This is a genomic window from Amycolatopsis sp. NPDC024027, assembly GCF_040638975.1.
In the GTDB taxonomy this organism is placed as follows: Bacteria; Actinomycetota; Actinomycetes; order Mycobacteriales; family Pseudonocardiaceae; genus Amycolatopsis.
The window spans coordinates 131,490-151,651 of record NZ_JBEZYY010000019.1 but is presented as its reverse complement, the minus strand read 5'-3'; the positions used below and the strand labels follow the sequence as shown (position 1 = coordinate 151,651).

Genomic DNA, 20,162 nt, shown 5'->3' with positions numbered 1-20,162 from the left:
ATCTCGACAGAGTTCGTCCTCATGACGCTCATCTGGCGCTGGCGGAACTGATTCATCCGATGAATGAGCCTGCTTGCTGGCCTCCGCCGTGTCAAGGGGCCAACTGGCCTGATCGTGGTGAACCGTGCTCGTGTTCGCCGCGTATCCCTAGGTAACGAGCTGCAGCCCTCGCCGCCAGAAGCCAGCCGCACCGAAAGGCCAGACCGATGTCCACCGACCCGAACGCGCTGAGCCGCCGCGCGATCGCCATGCTCAAGGCGATCGCCGACGGGCGCGCCGAGATCCGCTGCAGCTGCGAACCCGACCTCCGCGTGGACGGCCTGTCGTGCTGCGACCAGAACACCGCCCACGACCTCGCCCGCGCCGGGCTGGTCAGGGCCACCCGGCTCGTCGCGCCCGGCCAGTGGGCCCCCGCCGAACTGACCGACGCGGGCCACCGGGCCCTGACCGGATTTCCCGCCGCCGCAGCTTGAGCCTCCCGCTCGACGCCGTGAAGGCCACCTCCAGGACACAGCGTCCCCGAGGTGGCCTTCACGGCTTTTCGGTGCCGGACGGAAGAGAAACCTTCGGCCTGCGCTGAACCGGGCCGGGCCGGCGGCCGTGCTTGGGGTGAGGGCGTCTCGCACACGCCCTCCGGGGTCACCACGACGCAACGATCCGGGCCAGCCTCCGCCCGATCGGGACCGGGTAACCCCGGCGAGCGGCCGTCGCGGCAACGGCCACCTCGCGCGGGCCCGTCCGGCATCCCCAGAATCCCGGACGGGCCCGCCCCGGCCCCGCTTCTGTCCACCGGCACTGTTGTCCACCGGCACTTCTGTCCACCGGCACTGTTGTCCACCGGCACTGTTGTCCACCGCGACTGTCCAATGTCACCTGATCAGCGGTCGCCGCTCCCGCGGATCACGGGCAACTGTGGGGACATGCGACGTTTCGTGGCCGTGAGCGCGGCCGTGCTGGCGGGAATCGGCCTCCTCACGACGTCCGGCAGCGCGAACCCCGAAAGCGCTGCCCCGCTGCTCGCCGAGCAGGCCGGCGGCTGGGCCGGTACGTGGGCCACGGCGCCCGCGGCCGGCGTGGCGAACACCCCGGACGGCTACCCCGGCTACTCGATCCGCAACGTCGTGCACACCAGTGCCGGCGGCGACCGCACCCGCGTCCACCTGTCGAACGCCTTCGGTGCCGCTCCCCTGACCTTCGGCCACGTCACCATCGCGGTCCAGCGCACCGGACCGGACGCCGTGCCGGGCACCCTGCGGTCGCTGGCCTTCGGCGGCGCCGCGAGCGTCGTGGTGCCGGCCGGCGCCGAGGTCGTGAGCGATCCGGCCGACCTCCGGGTCCCGGCCGACGCCAATCTGCTCGTGACGACGTACGTGCCGGCGAAGTCCGGGCCGGTGACCTATCATCCGCTCGCGATGCAGACGTCGTACTTCACGCGCAACGGCGACTTCGCGGCCAGCGAGTCCGGCGCCCCGTACACCGAGCAGACTTCGGTGTGGCACTACGTCACCGGCGTCGACGTCCAGGGTGGGCACCCCGGCTCGAACGCACGCGCCTCGATCGTGACACTGGGCGACTCGATCACCGACGGATACGGCTCGGCCACCGGCGCCAACCACCGCTGGCCGGACTACCTCGCCGACCGGCTGCACGGCCGCTACGGCGTGCTCAACGCCGGCATCAGCGCCAACCGGCTGCTGCTCGACGTGCCCGGCTCCAGCGCCGGCCAGAACGCGCTCTCCCGCTTCGACCGGGACGTCCTGAGCGTCGGCGACGTGCGGGCGCTCATCGTGCTGGAGGGCATCAACGACATCCAGCAGGAGCCGCACCAGACCGACCCGGCCGCGATCACCTCGGCGTACCGCCAGCTGGTCACCCAGGCGCACGCCCGCGGTATCCGGGTGCTCGGCGGCACGCTCACGCCGTTCAAGGGCTGGCGGGTCTACGACGACACCTTCGAAGCGACCCGCCAGGCGGTGAACGCGTTCATCCGCACCGGCGGGGTCTTCGACGCCGTCATCGACTTCGACGCGGCGCTCCGCGACCCGGCCGACCCCCTCCGGCTGCTCCCGGCCTACGACTCCGGCGACCACCTCCACCCGGGCGACGCGGGCTACGAGCGGATGGCCGCCGCCGTCCGGCTCGACCGGCTCTGATCGCGCGGGATGAACAGCACCGCGACCAGGCTCGCCACCGCCACCGCCACGAGGTAGAGCGACACCGAAAGCGAAGTGCCGGTGGCCGCCTGCAGCGACACCGCGATCGACGGCGCGAAGGCGCCGCCCAGCACCGCGCCCACGGCGTATGAGAACGAAGCGCCGCTGTAGCGGTAACGCGGCTCGAACAGCTCCGCGAACAACGCCGACTGCGGTCCGTAGGTGGCACCGAGACCGATGTTGAGCACGATCACCGCCACGAGCAGCCACACCGTCGCGCGCGTGTCCACGAGCAGGAAGAACGGGATCGGCCAGACCACCAGGAGCACCGATCCGGCCAGGTACACCGGTTTGCGGCCCACGCGATCGGACCACGCGGCGGCGACGAGGATGCTGACCAGCCACGTCACGCTGCCGACGATGACGACGACGAGCAGGGTGGTGCGGTCGATCTTGAGCACCGAGGTGCCGTAGGACAGCAGGTACGCCAGGAAGATGTAGCCGATGGCGGTGTTGGCGATGAAGCTGCCGGACGCCACCAGCAGCGCCCGCGGCCGCTCGCGCAGCACGTCGACCATCGGCCGGCTGCTGCGCTCCTCCGCCTCCCGCAACCGCGAGAACACCGGGCTTTCCTCGATCCGCAGCCGGATCACCAGGCCGATGCCGACGAGCACGATGCTCGCCAGGAACGGCACCCGCCAGCCCCACGCGGCGAACTGCGCGTCGGTCAGCGTGCGGCCGAGGACGAAGAACATCAGCTGCGCCAGGATCAACCCGGCCGGGACGCCGATCTGCGAGAACGCGCCGTACCGGCCGCGGCGGTCCTCGGGCGCGTGCTCGACCGCCATCAGCGCCGCGCCGCCCCATTCGCCGCCCGCGCTCAGCCCCTGCAGCAGCCGCAGGACGAGCAGCAGGACGGGCGCCCAGACCCCGATCGCGGAGTACGTCGGCAGCAGCCCGACGCCGACGGTGGCCACGCCCATCAGCAGCAGGGACAGCACCAGCATCGCCTTGCGGCCCACGCGGTCGCCGAAGTGGCCCCAGAGGATCCCGCCGACCGGGCGGGCCAGGAACCCGACCCCGAGCGTCGCGAACGCGGCCAGGGTCCCGGAAGCGGGCGACAGCGTCGTGAAGAACAGCTTGCCGAACACGAGCGCCGTCGCCGTGCTGTAGATGAAGTAGTCGTACCACTCGATGGTGGTCCCCACCGCGCTCGCCACGGCGACCCGCCGCAAGGGCCGGGCCGAGACCGCGCGGCCGCTCACGAGCCGGCTAGTGCGGCTGCCGGGACCAGGTCGTCCACGAGCAGGTCCATCAGCAACCCGTCGTGCCAGTTGCCGTCCGGACCGCGCTCGTAGGACCGCATCGTGCCGACCGGGCGGAAGCCCAGCGACCGGTAGAGCCGGATCGCCGCCTCGTTGCCGGCCGCGGGGTCGATCACCAGCCGGTGGTGCCCCCGCTCCGTGAACAGGTACCCGGCCAGCGCGCGGATGGCGTCCGCGCCCAGGCCGCGGCCCTGGAAGTCCGGGTGCACCGCGATGTCGATCCCGGCGTGGCGGTACTGCGGATCGGCCTCCTCGAAGGCCAGTTCGATGCCGATTACGTCGTCATCGTGTTCGATGGCGTAGGTCGTGGTGCCTTCGTCGGGGTCCAGCAGATAGGACACCTGGGCGGCCACCGGCTCCTCGGCGTCGGCCCACCAGCGGGCGACTTCGGGGTGCGACAGGATCTCCTCGAACCGGGCGGCGTCCGGGGCGGCAGCTGGCCGCAGCCGGACACGGCTTCCGGTGATCAGGCCGGTCATCGGCCCAGTGTCGCCCGCCCGGGCGCCCGCTGTCGAGACCCCGAACGGACCGCTCAGGCGTACACCGTGATGACGTCCTGCCCGGCATCGGCCACCTTGCGCAGGGCGGTGAGCACCGCGTCGACCACCTCGGCGTCGTCCTCGTCCAGGTCGCCGGGCCGGTCGCCCCCCGCCTTCGCGAGGGCTTCGGCGAGCTCGTCGGCGAGCACGAACCCGACCATCGGGTAGTCGGTCCAGACGATCCCCTCGAGGTTGCGCGAGAGCAGGTGGTCCGCCACGTCGGCGCCCAGCAGCCCGGCGAGCACGTCGTCGAACAGCTCCTCCCGGAACCGGTCGCCGCCCGCGGAGGTGTGCCCGGTGCGGCCGGCCTCCTCGCCCATCGCCAGCGCCGTGCGCGCGACGGTGTCGGCCACCTCCGGCGTGGGTTCGCCGCCACCCGCGTCGCGGAACGCCGCCACCACCGGGTCGGCGGCCACCCGCGCCCGGAACTCGGCCGCCGACGCGGCGCGGAAGACCAGCTCGTAACCCATGCGCTACTCCCCGTACCCCGGCGTCACCTTGACGACCGCCTTGCCGTCCGGGCCGACCGTCGTGTTGACCGGAACGTACTTGACCGGCGGATGGCCGTTGTGGATGGCGTTCCAGATCGAGGTCCCGACCTCGCCCCGGCCGTCGTAGGTCGCGTTCTCCGGCTTGCTGTTCTTCATGTTCGCGGCGACGTCCTTGAGGTATTCCGTGCTGCCCTGGTCCATCCGGTGTTCGTTGGGCCGGTTCGCGGGGGGCACCGGGGCGCCGGTGTCCGGGTCGAACTTCTGCACGCGGCCGTGCATCGGGCCGCCGGTCAGCGTCGACCCGTTGCCCTTCGCCTCGACGACGTGCATGGTCTTGCCGTCCCAGTAGGCGACGTCGGCGACGTTGTTGCCGTTGAAGGCGACCGCGTTCGGCCACGGCTCGCCCGGCTTGGTGCCGTACTTGCCCGCCGGCAGCGGGTTGGCCTTCGTCGGCGTGATCATGTCGAGGTCGTCCTTGCCGGTGACCTTCTTCAGGTAGTCGTGGGCACCGGCTTCGCCGACGTCCTCGGACCGCTTGACCTTCGTCTTGCCCTCGGAGTCCTTCAGGCGCCTGCCGAGCGGGTTGTTCGGGTCGTCCTTCGGGAAGTTCTTGTACTTGTCGATCGCCGGGTCCTTGAGGTCGTCGTTGACGATGTCCCCGGGCTTGAAGTCCTGGCCGGTCTTCGGCTTCTTGTTCGAGCCGGAGCCGGACGCGTTCGTCGAGTCGTCCTCGGACCGCTGGCGCTTCGGGGGCGCCTTGTCGCTGACCTTCCCGCACGGGGACACCGTCGGCGTGAGCCCCAGCGGGTCGGCCGCGAGGAGCGGGTTCGCCACGTAGGCGACCGGGTTCGGGGCGGGCTCGAGACCCAGCGGATCCGGGCTCAGGTACCGCCCGGTCGCCGGGTCGTAGTAGCGGTAGACGTTGTAGTGCAGCCCGGTTTCCGCGTCGCGGTACTGGCCGGGGAACCGCAGCGGCGTGCCGGCCGGGTCCGCCGGCTCTTGAGGTGTCACCGGCGCGCCCCACAGGTCCGCCTGGCCGCGCCACAGCAGCGTGCCGGCCGCGTCGACCAGCTCGATCGGCGTGCCCACCTGGTCGGTGACGACCGTGGCCAGCCGGCCGGAAGCCAGCTGCGCCAAGGGCTTCCCGTCGTCCGGGTGGTACTCCCAGGTGGTGACCCGGGAGCCGGCCTGCTCCTCGACGAGGGTGGTGCCGTCCCAGGCGAACAGCACCTGCTCGGCCACCACCGGGGCACCGCCCGGGCCCGCGGCGATCCGCTGCTTCGCGGTCCGCCGGCCGAGCGGGTCGTACCGGTAGCGCCACTGGCTGCCGTCCGGCGTGACGACGCCGGTGAGCCGGCCGAGGGCGCTCCACGTGTAGTGCCAGACCGCGCCCGAGGCGTCGCGGCGGGACACGAGCCTGCCGTGGGCGTCGTACTCGTAGGCTGCCCGCTGGTGATCGGCGCTCTGGTGATTGGCGCTCTGGTGATTGGCGCTCTGGTGATTGGCACTGTCGGATGCGGTCAGCCGGGTGCCCGTGTAGAAGCGGCGTTCCCGCGCGGTGCCGGTGATGTTGCCCGCGCCGTCGTAGCGGTAGTGCTCGGCGCGGTTCGGGCCGGTGACCGCGGTGACCCGGCCGGCGGCGTCGAGCTGGTAGCGCACCGGGCCGGTCACGTCGTCGTCGACGCCGGTGAGCTCGCCGTCGGGCCGGTAGTCGTAGCCGCGGGCATGCACGCGCCGCCCGGCGACCGTCACGGCCTGGCCGGTGAGGCGCTCCCCCGCGTAGGCCTGTTCGAGCACGACGTCGCCGAAGACGCGCCGGGTTTCGGCGCCGCCCTCGTGCCCGAAGCGGATCGACTGGCCGGCCGTCTCCAGCGCCACCGGGACGCCGTCCGGGTCGAACCGCCACAGGCTGTCCACTCCGGACGGTGTGCGACGGTGCACGAGGTGGTTTTCGTCGTCGTAGCCGAAGGAGACGGTCCGGCCGTCGACGGTGTGGGCGAGCACGCGGCCCTGGTCGTCGCGCTCGATGTCCACCCGGGACTCGGCGTTCGCCGCGCCGGCGAGCCGGCCGACCGGATCGTGCGCGAACGTCGTGAGCTCGTCGGCCGTGCGGCGCGAGATGACGTTGCCGAGCACGTCGTAGGCGTACTCGACGACCAGGCCGCCGGACTCCGACCGCACGAGCCGTCCCGCGGCGTCGTGGGTGTAGCGGGTCACCCGGCCGTCGAAGTCGGACTCGGCGGCGAGGCGCCCGGCCGGGTCGTAGGTGTAGTGCCAGGTCAGCCCGGCCGGGTTGGTCACCGCGACCGGCCGCAGCTCGGTGTCGTAGGTGTACACCGTGCGCGCGCCGGTCGGATCGGTCACCGCGGTCAGCAGGTCGAACGGGCCGTACTCGCGGGCTTCGGCCTGGCCGAGCAGGCCGGTGTGGCCGAGTTCGTTGCCCTGCCGGTCGTAGCGCCAGACCTCCTGGGCGCCGGACGGCGTGGTCCGGGCCAGCAGCTTACCTTCGACGCTCCAGCGCAGCGCGGACCGGCCGCCGGCGGCGTCGACGACGGCCTTCGGGCGGCCGAACAGGTCGGTGCCGGCCCCGCGCTCGCGCAGCTCGGCGGCGGTGGCCGCCGCGGTGCCCGGCTCGTCCGTGCCCGGTGCTTCTTCGGCGGAACCGTCGGCGATGCCGGGCAGCGTGGTGTACGGATCGGGTGCGCTGCCGGCCGGGTAGTGGCGCCGCCAGACGCGGCCGCCGGCCTCGACCGCGATGTCGAGGGCGCCGTCGAGGTGCCGGGTGAGGGCGACGCGGCTGCCGTCGGGCCGCACGACCGCCCGCAGCTCGCCGGCTTCGCCGTGCTCGAACAGCGTCGTGTGGCCGAGCGGGTCGGTCCGGCTCAGCATGCGGTCGTAGCGGTCCCAGGTGTACGCGGTGACCGCGCCGAGCGGGTCGACATCGCGCACGAGCTGGCCCAGCTCGTTGAAGTGGTGTTCGCTGGTGTGACCGAGCGAGTCGGTGAACCTCGTGACGCGCTGAGCCGGGTCGTAGGCGAACCGGCCGTCGAGGAAACCGCCGTCCCCGACGGTGACCACGCAGCGCCCGGCCGCGTCGTAGACGTAGCGGTACCAGACGCCGTTGCGGTCGTGCCAGCCGGTGATCCGGCCGGCGTCGTCGTATTCGAACCGGACCGGGGTGTCCGACGAGTCGACCACGGCGACGAGCCGCCCGCGTGCGTCGTAGTCGTAGCGCACGGCGCGGACGCGGTAGCCGGTGTCGCCGTCGACGACGTCCACCGCGACCACGCGGCCGCGGTCGGTGGTGAGCGCCACCTCGTAGCCCGCCGAGTGCGTCAGGCGCGACGGTTCACCGGACGGCGTGTAGGCACACGAAAGCACGGCGCCGCCGGCGTCTTCGACCTGCTGCAGCGGCTGCAGCGCGCCGCCGCGGCCGGGCAGCGGCGCGAAGGTGAGCGTGCGCCGGGCCAGGGGGTCGTGCAGCGTGTAGCCGCTCGGCGTGCGGGTCAGCGGCCGCCGCGGTCCTTCCAGCGGCAGCACCGGGACGCCGGGCTCGGCGTGCGGGTACACCAGGATCAGGCCGTCGGCGGAGAAGTAGCAGACGTGCTCGTCGTCGAGCTCGAGCCGCTGGTCCACAGTGGACGTCCACGTCGGACCGAACCACAGCCCGGCCCGGTAGGACGAGACGTGCGTGCGGTCGAGCACGAGCGGGAGGGGATCCGGCAGCTCGAGGTCGCGCTGCTCCAGCACGACGTCGCCGTTCGCGACGTCGACCGGGTCGGACTTGCAGACGCGGTCGTCCGGGCCGACGCCGCGGTCGCGCGGGTTGTCCGGCTTGTTCGACGAGCCCCCGCCTTTGCCGCCGTCGCCCTTGCCCGCGCCCGAGGGCGTGGTCGAGCCGCCGGGGGCCGGGTTGTCGTCGGGGCCCTTCGACGCCGGCGGCGGATCGGTCTTCGGCGGTGGATCGGTCTTGGGCGGCGGGTCGCCCTTCGCGCCCGCCGCGCTGGTGCTGTCGCCGCCCTTGGGTGGTGGGTCGGTCTTCGGGGGCGGTCCGTCCGGGTCACCCTTGCCCTTGGGGCCACCGATGTCCTTCGGACCGCCCTTGATGTCGGCGTGCTTCGGCGGCGGCGCGGCCTTGCCCGGCTTGATCTTCCGCAACGCCTTCGCCGCATCCGCGAACAGATCACCGGCTCGCTTGAGGAGCGGAATCAGCGCCTTCAGCGCCGTCACCAGCCGCTTCACCAGGTCCGCGATCTTCGACGCCGTCTTCGCCACCGCATTGATCACCTGCGGCACAACCCACGTCATCCCGATGCCGAGGGTGAACAGCACCTGCAGCGCCCAGCTGATCAGGTGCCCGACCAGCTCCGCGATGATGTCCCGCACCAGCGCGCGCACCGCGGCGACGACCTCGCCCGCGGTCTTCACCCCGCTGGACGCGCCTTCACAGCCCTTCTGCGCCGTCTCCAGCAACGTCACGGTGTCCTGGGCGCGCTGCCGGTAGGTGTCCGCGGCGGCACCGGTCCAGGACACGGTGTCGGCCTTGACCATCCCGGTCAGGTCCTCGCCGATGCTGCCCAGCTCGGCGGCAACGTTCTTCCACGTCTCGGATTGCGCGGCGATCTCGTCGGCGTTGCCGGTGAGGCCGTTCAGGGCTTCCTTGAGCGGGCCGACGTGTTCCATGAGCCAGCCGACCCCGGCGGCGAGAATCGCGCCGAACGGGTCCATCGCCATCGACAACGCGTCCAGCGCCGTCCCGACGGCCCCGAGCGCCACCGACGCCCAGTCCCCGCTCTCGATGGCCGACTTCAGGTCGTTCGCCGACTCCAGCAGCGAAATGCCCGAATACGCCTTCGTGGAATCCTTCGTCTCCGCCACCAGCGGATTCACCACGGATTGTTGTCCTCATCGTCGGCGGTGGCGGGCCGCCGCGGCGGCGTCGGCGGGGTTCCGGGGGCGGGCGGGGCGGCCGCGCCGCCCGACGGGACCGGTGGCACGGGAGCGGGCGGGACAGGCGGCTGCTCGTCCGGTTCGTCCGGGTCCGGGAACCGGCCGCGCAGGGAGTCGAGCAGCGCGCCGCGGGTCTCGGGGTCCTCGTCGCCGAGCCGCTCGGCCATCACGCCGGCGACGCGGTCGGCGATCCCGGACTGCGCCCGGCGCATCGTCGTCAGGATCTGCCGCGACAGCTCTTCCAGGGGGAACGACTTGACCTTGTTCGAGAACGTCAGGTCGGTGACCGTGCCGTCCGCGCCGACGGTCACGCTGACCGCCCCGTCGGAGCTGGTCGCGGTCAGCCGCAGCCGTTCGGTCTCCTCCTGGGCCGCCTGGTAGCGCTCGGCCTTCGCCGCGAACCCGGCCGCCCAGTCGTCCATCCGGCGGATCGTCTCGTCGGGGTCCCGCATCAGGTCCCCCAGCCCGTGGGGCCCCGTCATGACCGCACCTTCTCTTCCACCGTGCGCGAAGACGACGCGAGCTGACGCTCGAACGGCTGCGCGTTGCCCTCTTCGCCTTCGCGATAGGACTTCGCGGCCGACGTGACGTTGTCGGCCAGCCCGCGCACGCCTTCGATCGACGCCGTCAGCGCGTCCTTCGCCTCCTCACCCGTCGGCCGGATGATCGGCGGGAGAAACGCGCACAGCAGTCCGTAGGCGTGGTCCGACATCGCCGTGTCCGCCGCCGAGCTCGCCGTGTTGAGCCGGTCCACCAGGCTCTCGACGTGACTCGCGTGCGCGACCAGGTCATCCGGTTCGACCTCGAAGCCGGGGGCCGTCATGCCGTCACTTCCAATCCTGGTTCTTCCAGTCCCCGATCACCGGCGGCGCGACCGCCTCTTCGCCGGCGAAGAAGTTCGGGTCGTCGCTTTCGAGGTAGTCGGCGGCCTTGTGTTCCTTGTCGTCTTCCTTCTTGCCGCCCTTGCCGGCGCCCATGCCGCCCATGCCCGGCGATCCCGCGGCGCCGGCCGCACCGCGGCCCGACGTCGCGTTGCGCGCGGCCGCCGCTTCGGCTTCCGCGGCCGCGCCCGAGGCGGCACCACCGCTCAGGTTGCCCGCACCCGTGCCGCGCACGCCGGCACCGGCTCCCCCGGCCCCGGAGCCGCCGCCGATCCCGCCGAGCGAGCCACCGCCGGCGCCCCCGCCGCCGCCCAGGCCGCCGAGCCGGCTGGCGATGCTTTCGCCGTTGATCCCGCCGCCGCGCCCGATGGTGGGCATCTTGGCGCCGCCGGGCGTGTTGAGCCCGCCGGTGCCGGTGGGCAGCCCGGTGATCGGGTCGATGCCGGGCGGGGTGAACCCGGGGATCGGGCCGCCGCCGCGGACGGTGCCGCCGCCCCCGCCGGAGATGTCCGGGATGTTCGGGATCGACGGCGGGGTGAACCCGCTGCCGCCGGTGCCCCCGCCCCCGCCGATGCCGGACGGCGTGAAGCCCGACGACGACGTCGAGTCGTCGAAGTGCGGCAGCGACGAGCCGGGGATGCCGGCGCCGCTGAAGTTGCCGCCGGCGGGCGTGTCGGGGACGTCGAAGTTCGGCGGGGTGAAGCCCGCGCCGCCCCCGCCACTGCCTGGGATGCCACTGCCTGGGATGCCGCTGCCTGGGATGCCGCTGCCTGGGATGCCACTGCCGGAGAAGCCGGAGCCGCCGCCCGGAATGCCGCTGCCCGGGATACCACTGCCGGGGGCGCCGCTGCCCGGGATACCACTGCCGGGAATGCCACTGCCGGAGAAGCCGCTGCCGCTGCCGCCGCCCGAGCCGTCGCCGGCACCCGGGATGCCGCTGCCGGAGAAGCCGGAGCCACCGGCGCCCGGGCCGTCGCCGGGGATGCCCGCACCGCTGCCGCCCGCGCCGCCGCCGAGCGCCGCGGCATTGGCGTCGAGCGGGGTCTGCGGGGTCACGCCGTCCAGCGCGGTCCGCGCCATCAGCGGCTGGTCGGCACCACCACCCGCACCGGAGCCGCTGCGCGCGACGACGTTCTGCCTGGTCGCCGTGGCCGTCGGCAGCTTCGGCGGGGCCGGGAACCGCGGGGTGGCGACCGCGCTGCCGATGGTCTCGTCGTACTGCGTCATGATCTGCGCGGCGTGCTCCCGCGCGGCCTGCTGCGCCCGGTAGGTCTGCATGGCTTCGCCCGCGGCCGACGCGTACTGCACCGGGTCGGTCATCGACATCAGGCGCTGGTTGGTCGACTGCAGGTCGAACTGCACCGGCGGGTTCGCGACCATCTGCCGCTGGGTCTCGTTGAGCGCCTGGGAGTGGATCTCCTGCTGCCGGCCGGCGAGCGTGGCGCCCTGCGCGGTCGCGCCCAGCCACTTGCCGACGCCGGCGAGGTGCTCGCGGACGGCGTCCCCGGCATCGCCCTGCCAGTTGTCGGTGCTGGCGTTGATGGCGTCGGCGAGGGTCTTCTGGTGGGTGCCGAGGTCGTTGCCGACGCTCACCCATTCTTCCGAAGTTTCCGCGACGGTCGCCGGGTTGGCGTCCAGGGTGATGGCTTCGTTCATCTGTTCGTGGCTGGCATTGTTCCACAGCGTGCGCGGCGCCCCGCCGGTTTCGCGCATGGCGAGGCCCTCGTCGAGGCCGTGTTTGGCGTCGGCGAGGTGCTGCTGGTAGAGCTCCTGGATCTTCCGGTCGCGCAGCACGGGGTCGACGACGGGACCGAGCCAGCCGCGCCGGATCTCGTCGTCGACCTGCCTGGTGGCCATCTCGCGGATCTGGTCGCCCGACGGCGAGTTGTCCGTGGTCAGCGGTCCGACGTAGTACTTCGACGACGAATCGGCGGTCACGTCGTAGAGCGGACTGCGCGGGTTGTAGTCCGGGGACGACGGGTCCGAGACGGACTCGGCGGTGGGTGCCACGGTCTCCCTCAGCTCTGGTCGGCGGTCGGGAGCGAGGTCAGCGTCGTGCGCGTGGTCTCTTCCCGGGACTTGTAGTTCTTCTTGGCCAGCCGGATGGCTTCGATGTAGGTCGGGAACTCCTGCCGCGCGGCCTGCAGCTGGGTGACGAGGCCGTGTTCGTCGGCGGCGGTGCTGACCATGTGTGCGGACACCCACTGGCCGGTCGCGGTCCGGCTCATCGCCGGCGCGTCGTGCAGTCGCTGCAGGTTCGCCCAGCGCTGCTCGAGCGACTCGAGCACGCCTTCCAGCGCCTCGATCAGCTGGTTGCCCGTGGTGTCGTCGATGGCGAAGCCACCGCTCTGGGCAAGCCGCTTCAGCTGCGCCCCGGCGAGCCCGACCCGCAGGGCGGCCATCGTCTTGGCCTCGGGGGTCGCGGCGGTCTGCATCTGCACGGCGGCCTGGAGAGCCTGCGTCGTGGCCGCGGTCTCTTCGGTCATCTGACTGTTCCTCCCCGATCAGTAGACAGCGGCGATCGCGTCGCGGATGGCGCGCGCGAGGTCGGCCCGCCCGGCGGGCACGTATTCCGCGGTGAGTTCCCCGCCCTCACCCGTCCGGGTGTGCACGAGGTACCGGCCATCGGCGGTGTCGAGCCAGCTCAGCGGCTCGTTGGCGAGCCGTTCGCCGCGCCGCCCCTGAGCACTGACGGCAATGTGCCCCCCACCCAGCCGAGGTTCGGCGAGCACCCGTTCGAGCACGGCGACATCGGACGGTTTCGGAGCCGGCGGCCGCCGCCCGGGCCGCACGACGGCCTTGACCTCGATCATCCCGAAGGCATCGGTCTCTTCTTCGTCGAACTCGGCGTCCGCGATCCGCTTCGCGGTCATGGCGGAAACCTCCCGCCCGGCGGCCCGGTGCACGACGTGTTTCCCGGTACTGGCGGCGGGAGCCGGCGGCAGCACCCCGGTGACGACCTCGACGAGGTCTTCGTCGGCGAACAGCGAGAAAAGCAGGTCATCGGTGTCGGGAGCCTGCGTGATCCCGAGCGCCTGAGCACCGTCACTGACGACGAGAACGGCCACATCGGCCCCCAGCCCATCGATCCCGCTGACGGCGACCGAAACCCGGGGTTCGGCGAGCAGTTCGAAGGCGGCCCGGACACCGGGGTGCAGCTCACCGGAGACGGACAGCCGCCGCTCCTCGAGCGCGTCGTAGACCTGCCGCGCCACGCGCACGAACCGCACGGGATCGGTGGGCAGGTTCCCGGCCCGGAGCGGGTACCGCCGGACATCGCCCCCGGTAGCCCGCCCGACGACGAGTGCTTCGAAGACCTCGAGGACGAACTCGAACCGCTCCGCCATTTCCCCTCGCCGGATCCTTTTCGTCAAACCTTCAAGCAAGTTCCGTGATGAACATTAGCAGTGCGGCCGGGACGGGCGTCGGCACCGCCACCCGGATGCCCGAAAGACCACGATCCCCTGGACCAGGCGGGCAAACAAGCGGATCACCCGAGGGCTAGGGGGCGGGTGGTCCGTTTGGCGAGGTTCACGGGAGTCTGGCTGGTGGACGGGGTCCTGGGGTGCGGGGGCGGGCGGTGGAAGCGGTGGGCTGGCCGGGCCGAGCCGGGTTGGCAATGCCGCTTCGCTGTTCGCTCGGCTCGCGCACGTCACTGCGAATTCCGCAGCAGAGGCAGCCGGCAACCGCGACGACAAAGGCGCAGGTGGTCACGACGATCCCAACGGCGGCGGCGATCCACGGCGGCGCTGGTGACCATTGCGGTCGCGGCGGAGGAGTGGGCAACAGCGCGGCGAACGCGGCCCGGAAGCAGCAGCGATGGCGCCGGTCGGCGCGGCAACGACCGCGGCAGCGATTTCCGCTGGTAGCAGCAGCGGCAACCGCGGCGAGGACGACACAGGCACGGCGGCGAGTGCGATGGCGGCAGTCATGGTGGTGGCATCAACCACCTCAGCGGACATGACAGCCCGAGGCACACCGTTGATGCGAGATCTAGCGAGTTCAGTGAGCTGTCTGGCGGCGGTCAATTCCGACGGGCTGTTGTCGGCCAGGGGCCGGCGAGCCCGCGCCGTGCCAGGGCCATCGACTTCCGCTGCCCACAGCAAGCAACCGGTCGACCATGCGCGGGCACGGGTGTGGGCCCGTAGCCGTGTGGCTGCGGGCCTTTCCCGTGTCCGGTTGGCTCAGGCTGCGCATGGGAGTGGTTCGTGGATGTTGTTGCGTCTGGGTTTTCGGCGCCGGTCGATGAATACCGGTGGGAGGAATTCGGGGAGGCCGTCGGGGGCGATGCGGACTTCCCAGCCGGAGCGGTGCAGGAGCCGGTGGTGGTGGGCGCACATCAGGACGAGGTTGGTGAGGTCGGTGGGTCCGCCGTCGGCCCAGTGGCGGATGTGGTGACCCTGGCAATGCCGTGGCGGCCGACGGCAGCCGGGGAACGCGCAACCACGGTCGCGCAGGTACAGGGCACGGCGGAGCCCAGCGGAGATCAGGCGGCGGAGGCGACCGAGGTGGAGGGGTTCGCTCTTGTTGCCGAGGACGGCGGGGATGAGCATGCTGTCGCAGGCGTGCACCCGGGCTTCGGCGGCGGTCATCTCACCGGTGTCGCCGAGGGTGGCTGTCCCGACGCCGGTCTTGAGGTCGGTGAGGGATACCGCGACCATCACATGCGCTCGTTCCCCGGCCTGCATGGGCAGGGCCGGGGAGTTGAGGGCGAGGTCGACCGCGTCGGAGAAGGCGTCGCCGTAACGCTGAGGCAGAGTCCGGTGGTCAGGGCCCTCGTCGCTGATGCGGCGTTCAGCGAGCGTATCGAGTAGGGCGCTGGTGCGGGTGCCGGTCTCGTCGTCGAACCTGCCGTTCAACTCCCAGACCCCGGTTCGCTTGCGACGAAAGAACAGTTCCCGGGGCGGGATGGCAGGTTCGGTGTCGTCCGGTTCGGCGCCGTCAGGAGCGAGATGGGCGAGGATGCGGGCACCGAGGGCCGCAACCTGTCTGTGTCCGGCATCGGCGGCGAAAGTCAGAAGGTCGAGCTCGACGCTCGCGTGATGCTCGGGCGGGACTTGGGTGAGCACGCCGGTGATCACATCGATCATCGGGGTGCTCAACCGCCCCGCCAGCGCGGCAACACCCGTCGCGGGCGCCAAAGCGGGAATCGGGCTGCCGTCGAGATTCCGGCCCGGATTGAGAGCCCGAGCGCGTTTCACCATCCGTTCGCCGGCCTGCCTCGGAACATCGCCGAGATGCTCCAACAGTCGCGCGACAGAGCGGTAGCCGAACAGCTCCATCACCCCACGCTGTTCGACTTCCACCAGCAGCGCACCAAGTTCCGCTTCGGCGGAGCGCATGCACGCGAGCAGCTCACCGATGCGGTCGGCGATGGCCACCGCGTCGGAGGAGAGAGCCGCGTTGTCGGACATAGCTCAAGATTACCGACCATCGAACACAGGTTCATCACACGAACGGTACGAGATCCCCCGAAACACCGGAAAGCCAACCAGGGCAACCAAAGCAGCAGGCCTCAAAGAGCCACCCGCCGAGCCCGCTCGATATCCGGACCACGGTAGAGCCGCTCAGGAATCCTTGCCAGGGTTGATGGATGAACCTGCGGCCCCAACCCGTAGAACTTCTGGAAACTCATGATCAACGGCCGCCAGGCGTCGGGGTCTATGCGGTCCTCTTCACCCACCATCCGGATCGACTCGTGCACGAATACCCGCTGTACCCGCACCTCGAAGGCGACCACTCCCCCGTCGTCGCCCACCGGGTGCACCGCCTCGACGACGACCTCCATGGCCACCGGGCATTCCGCGACCCGAGGCGGCTGCACCGTCGACGACGCCACCGGCGTCAGCCCGGCGCGCGCGAACTTGTCCGCCACGTGGAAATACCCCCGCCGGAGCTTGCCGTCGGGCACCGGGTCCGAGCCGGTCGTCAGGGCCAGCCGATCGACCGCCGGGGCCATCGACTCCGACGGCAGGTTCAGGACTGCTTCCCGGGTGCGCAGCAGGTTCTGCGCCGTCTTCGACCGGACGCCCAGCCCGAGCACCGCCCGCCAGCCGAGCCAGAACGCCGAGGACATCGGGGCCAGATTGGCCGAACCGTCTTCGTTGGTACTGGAAATCACCACCACCGGAGTACCGAAATACAGGATACCGGGCTCGATGGCCGTGTGCGCGACAGTGTTCACGCCTCCGATCCTGCCGTCCACACGGGACTCGCCGCTGGCGGGAATCGGCCATTGCGATCAAGGGGGCGGCACCGGCCAAGGTGCCGCCCCCTGCCGCTCACCGCGAGGCTTGCGTCAACGCCCGCCGGGTCAGTACCCGGGCCAGGTGGCGGCGGTACTCCGCCGTCGCGTGGGGCTCGTCCGGCGGGTTCGTCCCTTCGGCCGCCAACGCCGCCGCGTCCTCGATCGACGCCCCGGCCGCCAAGGCCTCCTCCGTGGCCGTGGCGCGCAGGGGTACGCCGCCCATGTTCACCAAGCCCACGCGGCCGCCCACCACCGTCACCCCGACCATCGCCCAGTCGATCGCGCGGCGGGTGAACTTCTCGAACGCCCAGCCCTGGCCCGTCTGGGCCGGGAGGCGGATCTCCGTCAGCAGTTCCGCCGGCTCCAGCGGTGTCGTGAACGGGCCGAGAAAGAACTCCGCCGCCGGGATGCGGCGCTCCCCTGACGGGCCCCGGACCACCAGGACCGCGTCGGAGGCCAGGACCGCCGCGGGGAGGTCCGCCGCCGAGTCCGCGTGGACCAGGGAGCCGCCGATCGTGCCGCGGTGGCGGACCTGGCGGTCGCCGACCTCGCCGGACACGTGGGCCAGCAAGGGCGCGTGCTCGAGCAGCACCGGGTCCTGCACCAGCGCGCTGTACCGGGACAACGCGCCGATGACGACTTCGCCGCCCTCCAGCCGGACGTAGCGCAGCTCGTCGAGCGGGCCGATGTCCACCAGGTACTCCGGTGCGGCCAGCCGCAGCTTCATCAGCGGCAGCAGGGAGTGGCCGCCCGCCAGCACTTTCGCGTCGTCGCCGTGCGAGGCGAGCAACGTCAGTGCCTCGTCCACAGTGGACGCCCGCAGGTACTGGAACGAAGCGGGGATCACCGGTCCACCTCCTGACCCGACGCCTCGACCACGGCGCTGACGATGTTGTGGTACCCCGTGCAGCGGCAGAGGTTGCCCTCGAGCCCGGCGCGGACCTCGTCGCGCGTCGGCTTCGGGTTGTCGGCCAGCAGGGACACCGACGCCATGATCATCCCCGGTGTGCAGAACCCGCACTGCAGGCCGTGCTGCTCCCGGAACGCGCGCTGCACGGGGTGCAGCGCACCGTCCGAAGCAGACAGTCCCTCGACGGTGGTGACGGTGTGGCCGTCGGCCTGCGCGGCCAGCACCGTGCACGACTTGACCGACTCGCCGTCGAGCAGCACCGTGCAGGCGCCGCAGGACGTCGTGTCGCAGCCGATGTTCGTGGCGGTCAGGCCGGCGGTGTCGCGCAGGAAGTGCACCAGCAGCGTCCGGTCGGGCACCTCCTCGGTCACCGGCCGCCCGTTGACCTCGATCGAGACCTTCACTGCGCGCTTCCCTTCCCAGCTTCCTCGAGTGCCGCCCAGACCCGGATCGGGGTCGTGGGCATGTCCAGGTGCGTGACCCCGCGCGCGGACAGCGCGTCCACCACGGCGTTGTGCACCGCCGGCGTCGAACCGATCGTCGCCGCCTCGCCGATCCCCTTGACGCCCAGCAGGTTCCGGTCGGTCGGGGTGGCCATGTCGACGAGCTCGAAGTCCGGCAGCTCGACGGCGGTGATGAACGAGTAGTCCGCCAGCGTCGCGGTCGTCGGGTTCCCGTCCTCGTCGTAGGTGACGACCTCCATCAGCGCCTGCGCCGCGCCCTGCCCGAGCCCGCCGTGGCGCTGGCCGCGGAAGGTGAGCGGGTTGACGATCGGACCGGCGTCGTCGACGGCGACGATCCGGCGGAGCTCGACCTTGCCGGTCTCGGTGTCGACCTCGACGACGGCGAGGTGCGCGCCGAACGGGAACGTCGGCGTGCCGCCCCCGAACCAGACGTCGGCGGTGAGCTTGCCGTCGGACGCCGTCTCGGCGACCTGCGCCCAGCTGAGCACGGAGCTCGACGGCGCGCCGCGGACCTGCCAGACGCCGCGCCCGGCGTCCAGTTCGAGGTCCTCCGGGGCCGCTTCCAGCAGCTCGGCCGCCAGCTCGCGGGCCTGCGTGATCACCTCTTCGGCCGCCTGCCGGATCGCCGAGCCGCCCAGCTGCAGCGACCGGGAGCCGAACGTGCCGATCGCCTTCGGCACCTCGTCGGTGTCGCCGTGCCGGACGGTGATCTTCTCCAGCGGGACGCCGAGCTGGTCGGCCAGCAGCATCGCCAGCGACGTGCCGAGCCCCTGCCCGTGCGGCGAGCTGCCGGTCCACGCGACGACCGAGCCGTCCGGGTGGATGTCGACGCGGCCGCTCTCACCGCCGCCGTCGCCGCCGGTGATCTCGACGTAGGCGGCGATCCCGAGGCCGAGTTCCACCGGGTCGCCCGCTTCGCGTCGCCGCCGCTGCTCGGCCCGCAGTTCCGCGTACCCGGCGGCGTCCAGCACCTTGTCCAGCGCCGCCGCGTACTCGCCCGTGTCGTAGAACGCCCCGGTCGGCGACCGGTACGGGAACTCCTCCGGCCGGATGAAGTTGACCCGGCGCACGTCGGCCGGGTCCAGCCCGAGCTCGGTGGCGAACAGGTCCATCGCCCGCTCGACGGCGGCGGTCGCCTCCGGACGGCCCGCGCCGCGGTAGGCCGCGACCGGCGTGGTGTTCGTGACCACCGCGCGGCTGCGGGTCTGGACCCGCGGGAACCGGTAGACGCCGACGGCCATCAGCTCGGTCAGCGTCGGCAGGAACAGCGTCCGCGGGTACGCGCCGGCGTCCTGGACGACGTCGAGGCGGTACGCGAGGACCGTGCCGTCGCGCTTCCCGCCGATGGTCACGGTGTTGAGCTGCGCGCGGCCGTGCGTCATCGACGTCAGGTTCTCGCTGCGCGACTCGACCCAGCGCACCGGCCGCCCGAGCCGTTTGGCGGCCCAGCCGAGCACGGTCGCCTCGGGGTCCGCGCCGATCTTCGCGCCGAACCCGCCGCCGACGTCCGGCGCGATCACCCGCACCGACTCCTCGCCGACGCCGAGGCTCGCCGCCAGCTGCATCCGGGCGATCTGGGCATTCTGCGTGGACAGCCAGGCCGTCAACCTGCCGTCCGCGCCCCAGGCGCAGGACGCGCCGCGCACTTCCAGGGGTGCGGGGGCGACGCGCTGGTTGGCGATCGTCCGCGTGACCACGACGTCGCAGTCCTCGAAGATCGCGTCGTCGAACTCCTCCGCGCCGTTGACCTGCACGATGTTGCTGCCGGTCTCCGGGTACAGCAGCGTCTCGCCGTCCAGCGCGGCGCCGATGCTCGCCACCGCGTCCAGCGGCTCGTAGTCGACGTCGACCAGCTCGGCGGCGTCGGCCAGCTGGTAGCGCTCTTCGGTGAGGACCAGCGCGACGGGCTCGCCGACGTAGCGCACCACCCCGTCGGCCAGCCAAGGTTCCTGCACCGGCCCCGCCGCGTGCGGATCGAGGCCGAGGTCGGCGGCGGTGAACACGCCGAGCACCCCCGGTGCCGCCTTCGCCTCGCTCACGTCGATGCCGCCGATCCGCGCGTGCGCGATCGGACTTCGCACGAAAACCGCGTGCGCGGCACCGGAAAGCGCTTCCGCCCGCAGATCGTCCACGTAGGTGCCGCCCGCGGTGATCAGGTTCTGATCTTCCTGGCGGACCACCCTGGTCCCGACAATGCTCATC

Annotated in this window: 16 protein-coding genes; 2 read left to right on the top strand and 14 right to left on the bottom strand. The window is 71.9% G+C overall.

The window, feature by feature from the left end:
• The first annotated feature begins 206 nt into the window (after positions 1-206).
• Positions 207-473: a hypothetical protein gene (locus AB0F52_RS36915; protein WP_360180974.1), complete on the top strand. Its 267-nt coding sequence runs from the start codon at positions 207-209 to the stop codon at positions 471-473.
• Positions 474-920: 447 nt separating this feature from the next.
• Positions 921-2,153, top strand: coding sequence for an SGNH/GDSL hydrolase family protein (locus AB0F52_RS36910; protein ID WP_360180972.1), 1,233 nt, complete (start codon positions 921-923; stop codon positions 2,151-2,153).
• On the opposite strand, the gene AB0F52_RS36905 is transcribed toward AB0F52_RS36910, so the two are convergent.
• The 14 genes from AB0F52_RS36905 to AB0F52_RS36840 all read right to left on the bottom strand — a co-directional run bounded on the left by AB0F52_RS36905 (position 2,111) and on the right by AB0F52_RS36840 (position 20,161).
• Positions 2,111-3,418: an MFS transporter gene (locus AB0F52_RS36905; protein WP_360180970.1), complete on the bottom strand. Its 1,308-nt coding sequence runs from the start codon at positions 3,416-3,418 to the stop codon at positions 2,111-2,113. The genes AB0F52_RS36910 and AB0F52_RS36905 overlap by 43 nt on opposite strands.
• The gene (locus AB0F52_RS36900) at positions 3,415-3,957 is read right to left on the bottom strand and encodes a GNAT family protein (protein WP_360180968.1); all 543 of its coding nucleotides are present in this window, start codon (positions 3,955-3,957) and stop codon (positions 3,415-3,417) included. Before AB0F52_RS36900 ends, AB0F52_RS36905 begins: the two co-directional genes overlap by 4 nt.
• Before the next feature lie 53 nt (positions 3,958-4,010).
• Positions 4,011-4,487 (bottom strand): hypothetical protein, encoded by a 477-nt coding sequence (locus tag AB0F52_RS36895; protein ID WP_360180966.1) that lies wholly within the window; start codon positions 4,485-4,487, stop codon positions 4,011-4,013.
• A gap of 3 nt (positions 4,488-4,490) precedes the next feature.
• Positions 4,491-9,401 (bottom strand): RHS repeat-associated core domain-containing protein, encoded by a 4,911-nt coding sequence (locus AB0F52_RS36890; RefSeq protein WP_360180964.1) that lies wholly within the window; start codon positions 9,399-9,401, stop codon positions 4,491-4,493.
• Complete coding sequence (locus tag AB0F52_RS36885) at positions 9,395-9,940, bottom strand: YbaB/EbfC family nucleoid-associated protein (protein ID WP_360180962.1); 546 nt, start codon at positions 9,938-9,940, stop codon at positions 9,395-9,397. The genes AB0F52_RS36890 and AB0F52_RS36885 overlap by 7 nt, the downstream gene beginning before the upstream one ends.
• The gene (locus tag AB0F52_RS36880; RefSeq protein WP_360180960.1) at positions 9,937-10,281 is read right to left on the bottom strand and encodes a type VII secretion target; all 345 of its coding nucleotides are present in this window, start codon (positions 10,279-10,281) and stop codon (positions 9,937-9,939) included. The genes AB0F52_RS36885 and AB0F52_RS36880 overlap by 4 nt, the downstream gene beginning before the upstream one ends.
• Positions 10,282-10,285: 4 nt before the next feature.
• Positions 10,286-12,349: a hypothetical protein gene (locus AB0F52_RS36875; protein WP_360180958.1), complete on the bottom strand. Its 2,064-nt coding sequence runs from the start codon at positions 12,347-12,349 to the stop codon at positions 10,286-10,288.
• A gap of 8 nt (positions 12,350-12,357) precedes the next feature.
• Positions 12,358-12,825, bottom strand: coding sequence for a hypothetical protein (locus AB0F52_RS36870; RefSeq protein ID WP_360180956.1), 468 nt, complete (start codon positions 12,823-12,825; stop codon positions 12,358-12,360).
• Between the two features lie 18 nt (positions 12,826-12,843).
• Positions 12,844-13,686: an ESX secretion-associated protein EspG gene (locus AB0F52_RS36865; protein ID WP_360180954.1), complete on the bottom strand. Its 843-nt coding sequence runs from the start codon at positions 13,684-13,686 to the stop codon at positions 12,844-12,846.
• A gap of 837 nt (positions 13,687-14,523) precedes the next feature.
• Positions 14,524-15,753, bottom strand: coding sequence for a DUF222 domain-containing protein (locus AB0F52_RS36860; RefSeq protein ID WP_360180952.1), 1,230 nt, complete (start codon positions 15,751-15,753; stop codon positions 14,524-14,526).
• Between the two features lie 101 nt (positions 15,754-15,854).
• The gene (locus AB0F52_RS36855; RefSeq protein ID WP_360180950.1) at positions 15,855-16,523 is read right to left on the bottom strand and encodes a flavin reductase family protein; all 669 of its coding nucleotides are present in this window, start codon (positions 16,521-16,523) and stop codon (positions 15,855-15,857) included.
• Positions 16,524-16,620: 97 nt separating this feature from the next.
• Positions 16,621-17,433, bottom strand: coding sequence for a xanthine dehydrogenase family protein subunit M (locus AB0F52_RS36850; RefSeq protein WP_360180948.1), 813 nt, complete (start codon positions 17,431-17,433; stop codon positions 16,621-16,623).
• Positions 17,430-17,900, bottom strand: coding sequence for a (2Fe-2S)-binding protein (locus AB0F52_RS36845; protein ID WP_360180946.1), 471 nt, complete (start codon positions 17,898-17,900; stop codon positions 17,430-17,432). Before AB0F52_RS36845 ends, AB0F52_RS36850 begins: the two co-directional genes overlap by 4 nt.
• Entirely contained in the window at positions 17,897-20,161 is a 2,265-nt protein-coding gene (locus AB0F52_RS36840) for a xanthine dehydrogenase family protein molybdopterin-binding subunit (RefSeq protein WP_360180944.1), read from the bottom strand. Before AB0F52_RS36840 ends, AB0F52_RS36845 begins: the two co-directional genes overlap by 4 nt.
• Position 20,162 lies beyond the last annotated feature (1 nt).

Bases quoted from the DNA above. Each gene is read 5' to 3' on its own strand.
- AB0F52_RS36900 (WP_360180968.1), bottom strand. From the start codon at position 3,957: ATGACCGGCCTGATCACCGGAAGCCGTGTCCGGCTGCGGCCAGCTGCC.
- AB0F52_RS36915 (WP_360180974.1), top strand. From the start codon at position 207: ATGTCCACCGACCCGAACGCGCTGAGCCGCCGCGCGATCGCCATGCTC.
- AB0F52_RS36840 (WP_360180944.1), bottom strand. From the start codon at position 20,161: ATGAGCATTGTCGGGACCAGGGTGGTCCGCCAGGAAGATCAGAACCTG.
- AB0F52_RS36870 (WP_360180956.1), bottom strand. From the start codon at position 12,825: ATGACCGAAGAGACCGCGGCCACGACGCAGGCTCTCCAGGCCGCCGTG.
- AB0F52_RS36865 (WP_360180954.1), bottom strand. From the start codon at position 13,686: ATGGCGGAGCGGTTCGAGTTCGTCCTCGAGGTCTTCGAAGCACTCGTC.
- AB0F52_RS36895 (WP_360180966.1), bottom strand. From the start codon at position 4,487: ATGGGTTACGAGCTGGTCTTCCGCGCCGCGTCGGCGGCCGAGTTCCGG.
- AB0F52_RS36885 (WP_360180962.1), bottom strand. From the start codon at position 9,940: ATGACGGGGCCCCACGGGCTGGGGGACCTGATGCGGGACCCCGACGAG.
- AB0F52_RS36910 (WP_360180972.1), top strand. From the start codon at position 921: ATGCGACGTTTCGTGGCCGTGAGCGCGGCCGTGCTGGCGGGAATCGGC.
- AB0F52_RS36880 (WP_360180960.1), bottom strand. From the start codon at position 10,281: ATGACGGCCCCCGGCTTCGAGGTCGAACCGGATGACCTGGTCGCGCAC.
- AB0F52_RS36860 (WP_360180952.1), bottom strand. From the start codon at position 15,753: ATGTCCGACAACGCGGCTCTCTCCTCCGACGCGGTGGCCATCGCCGAC.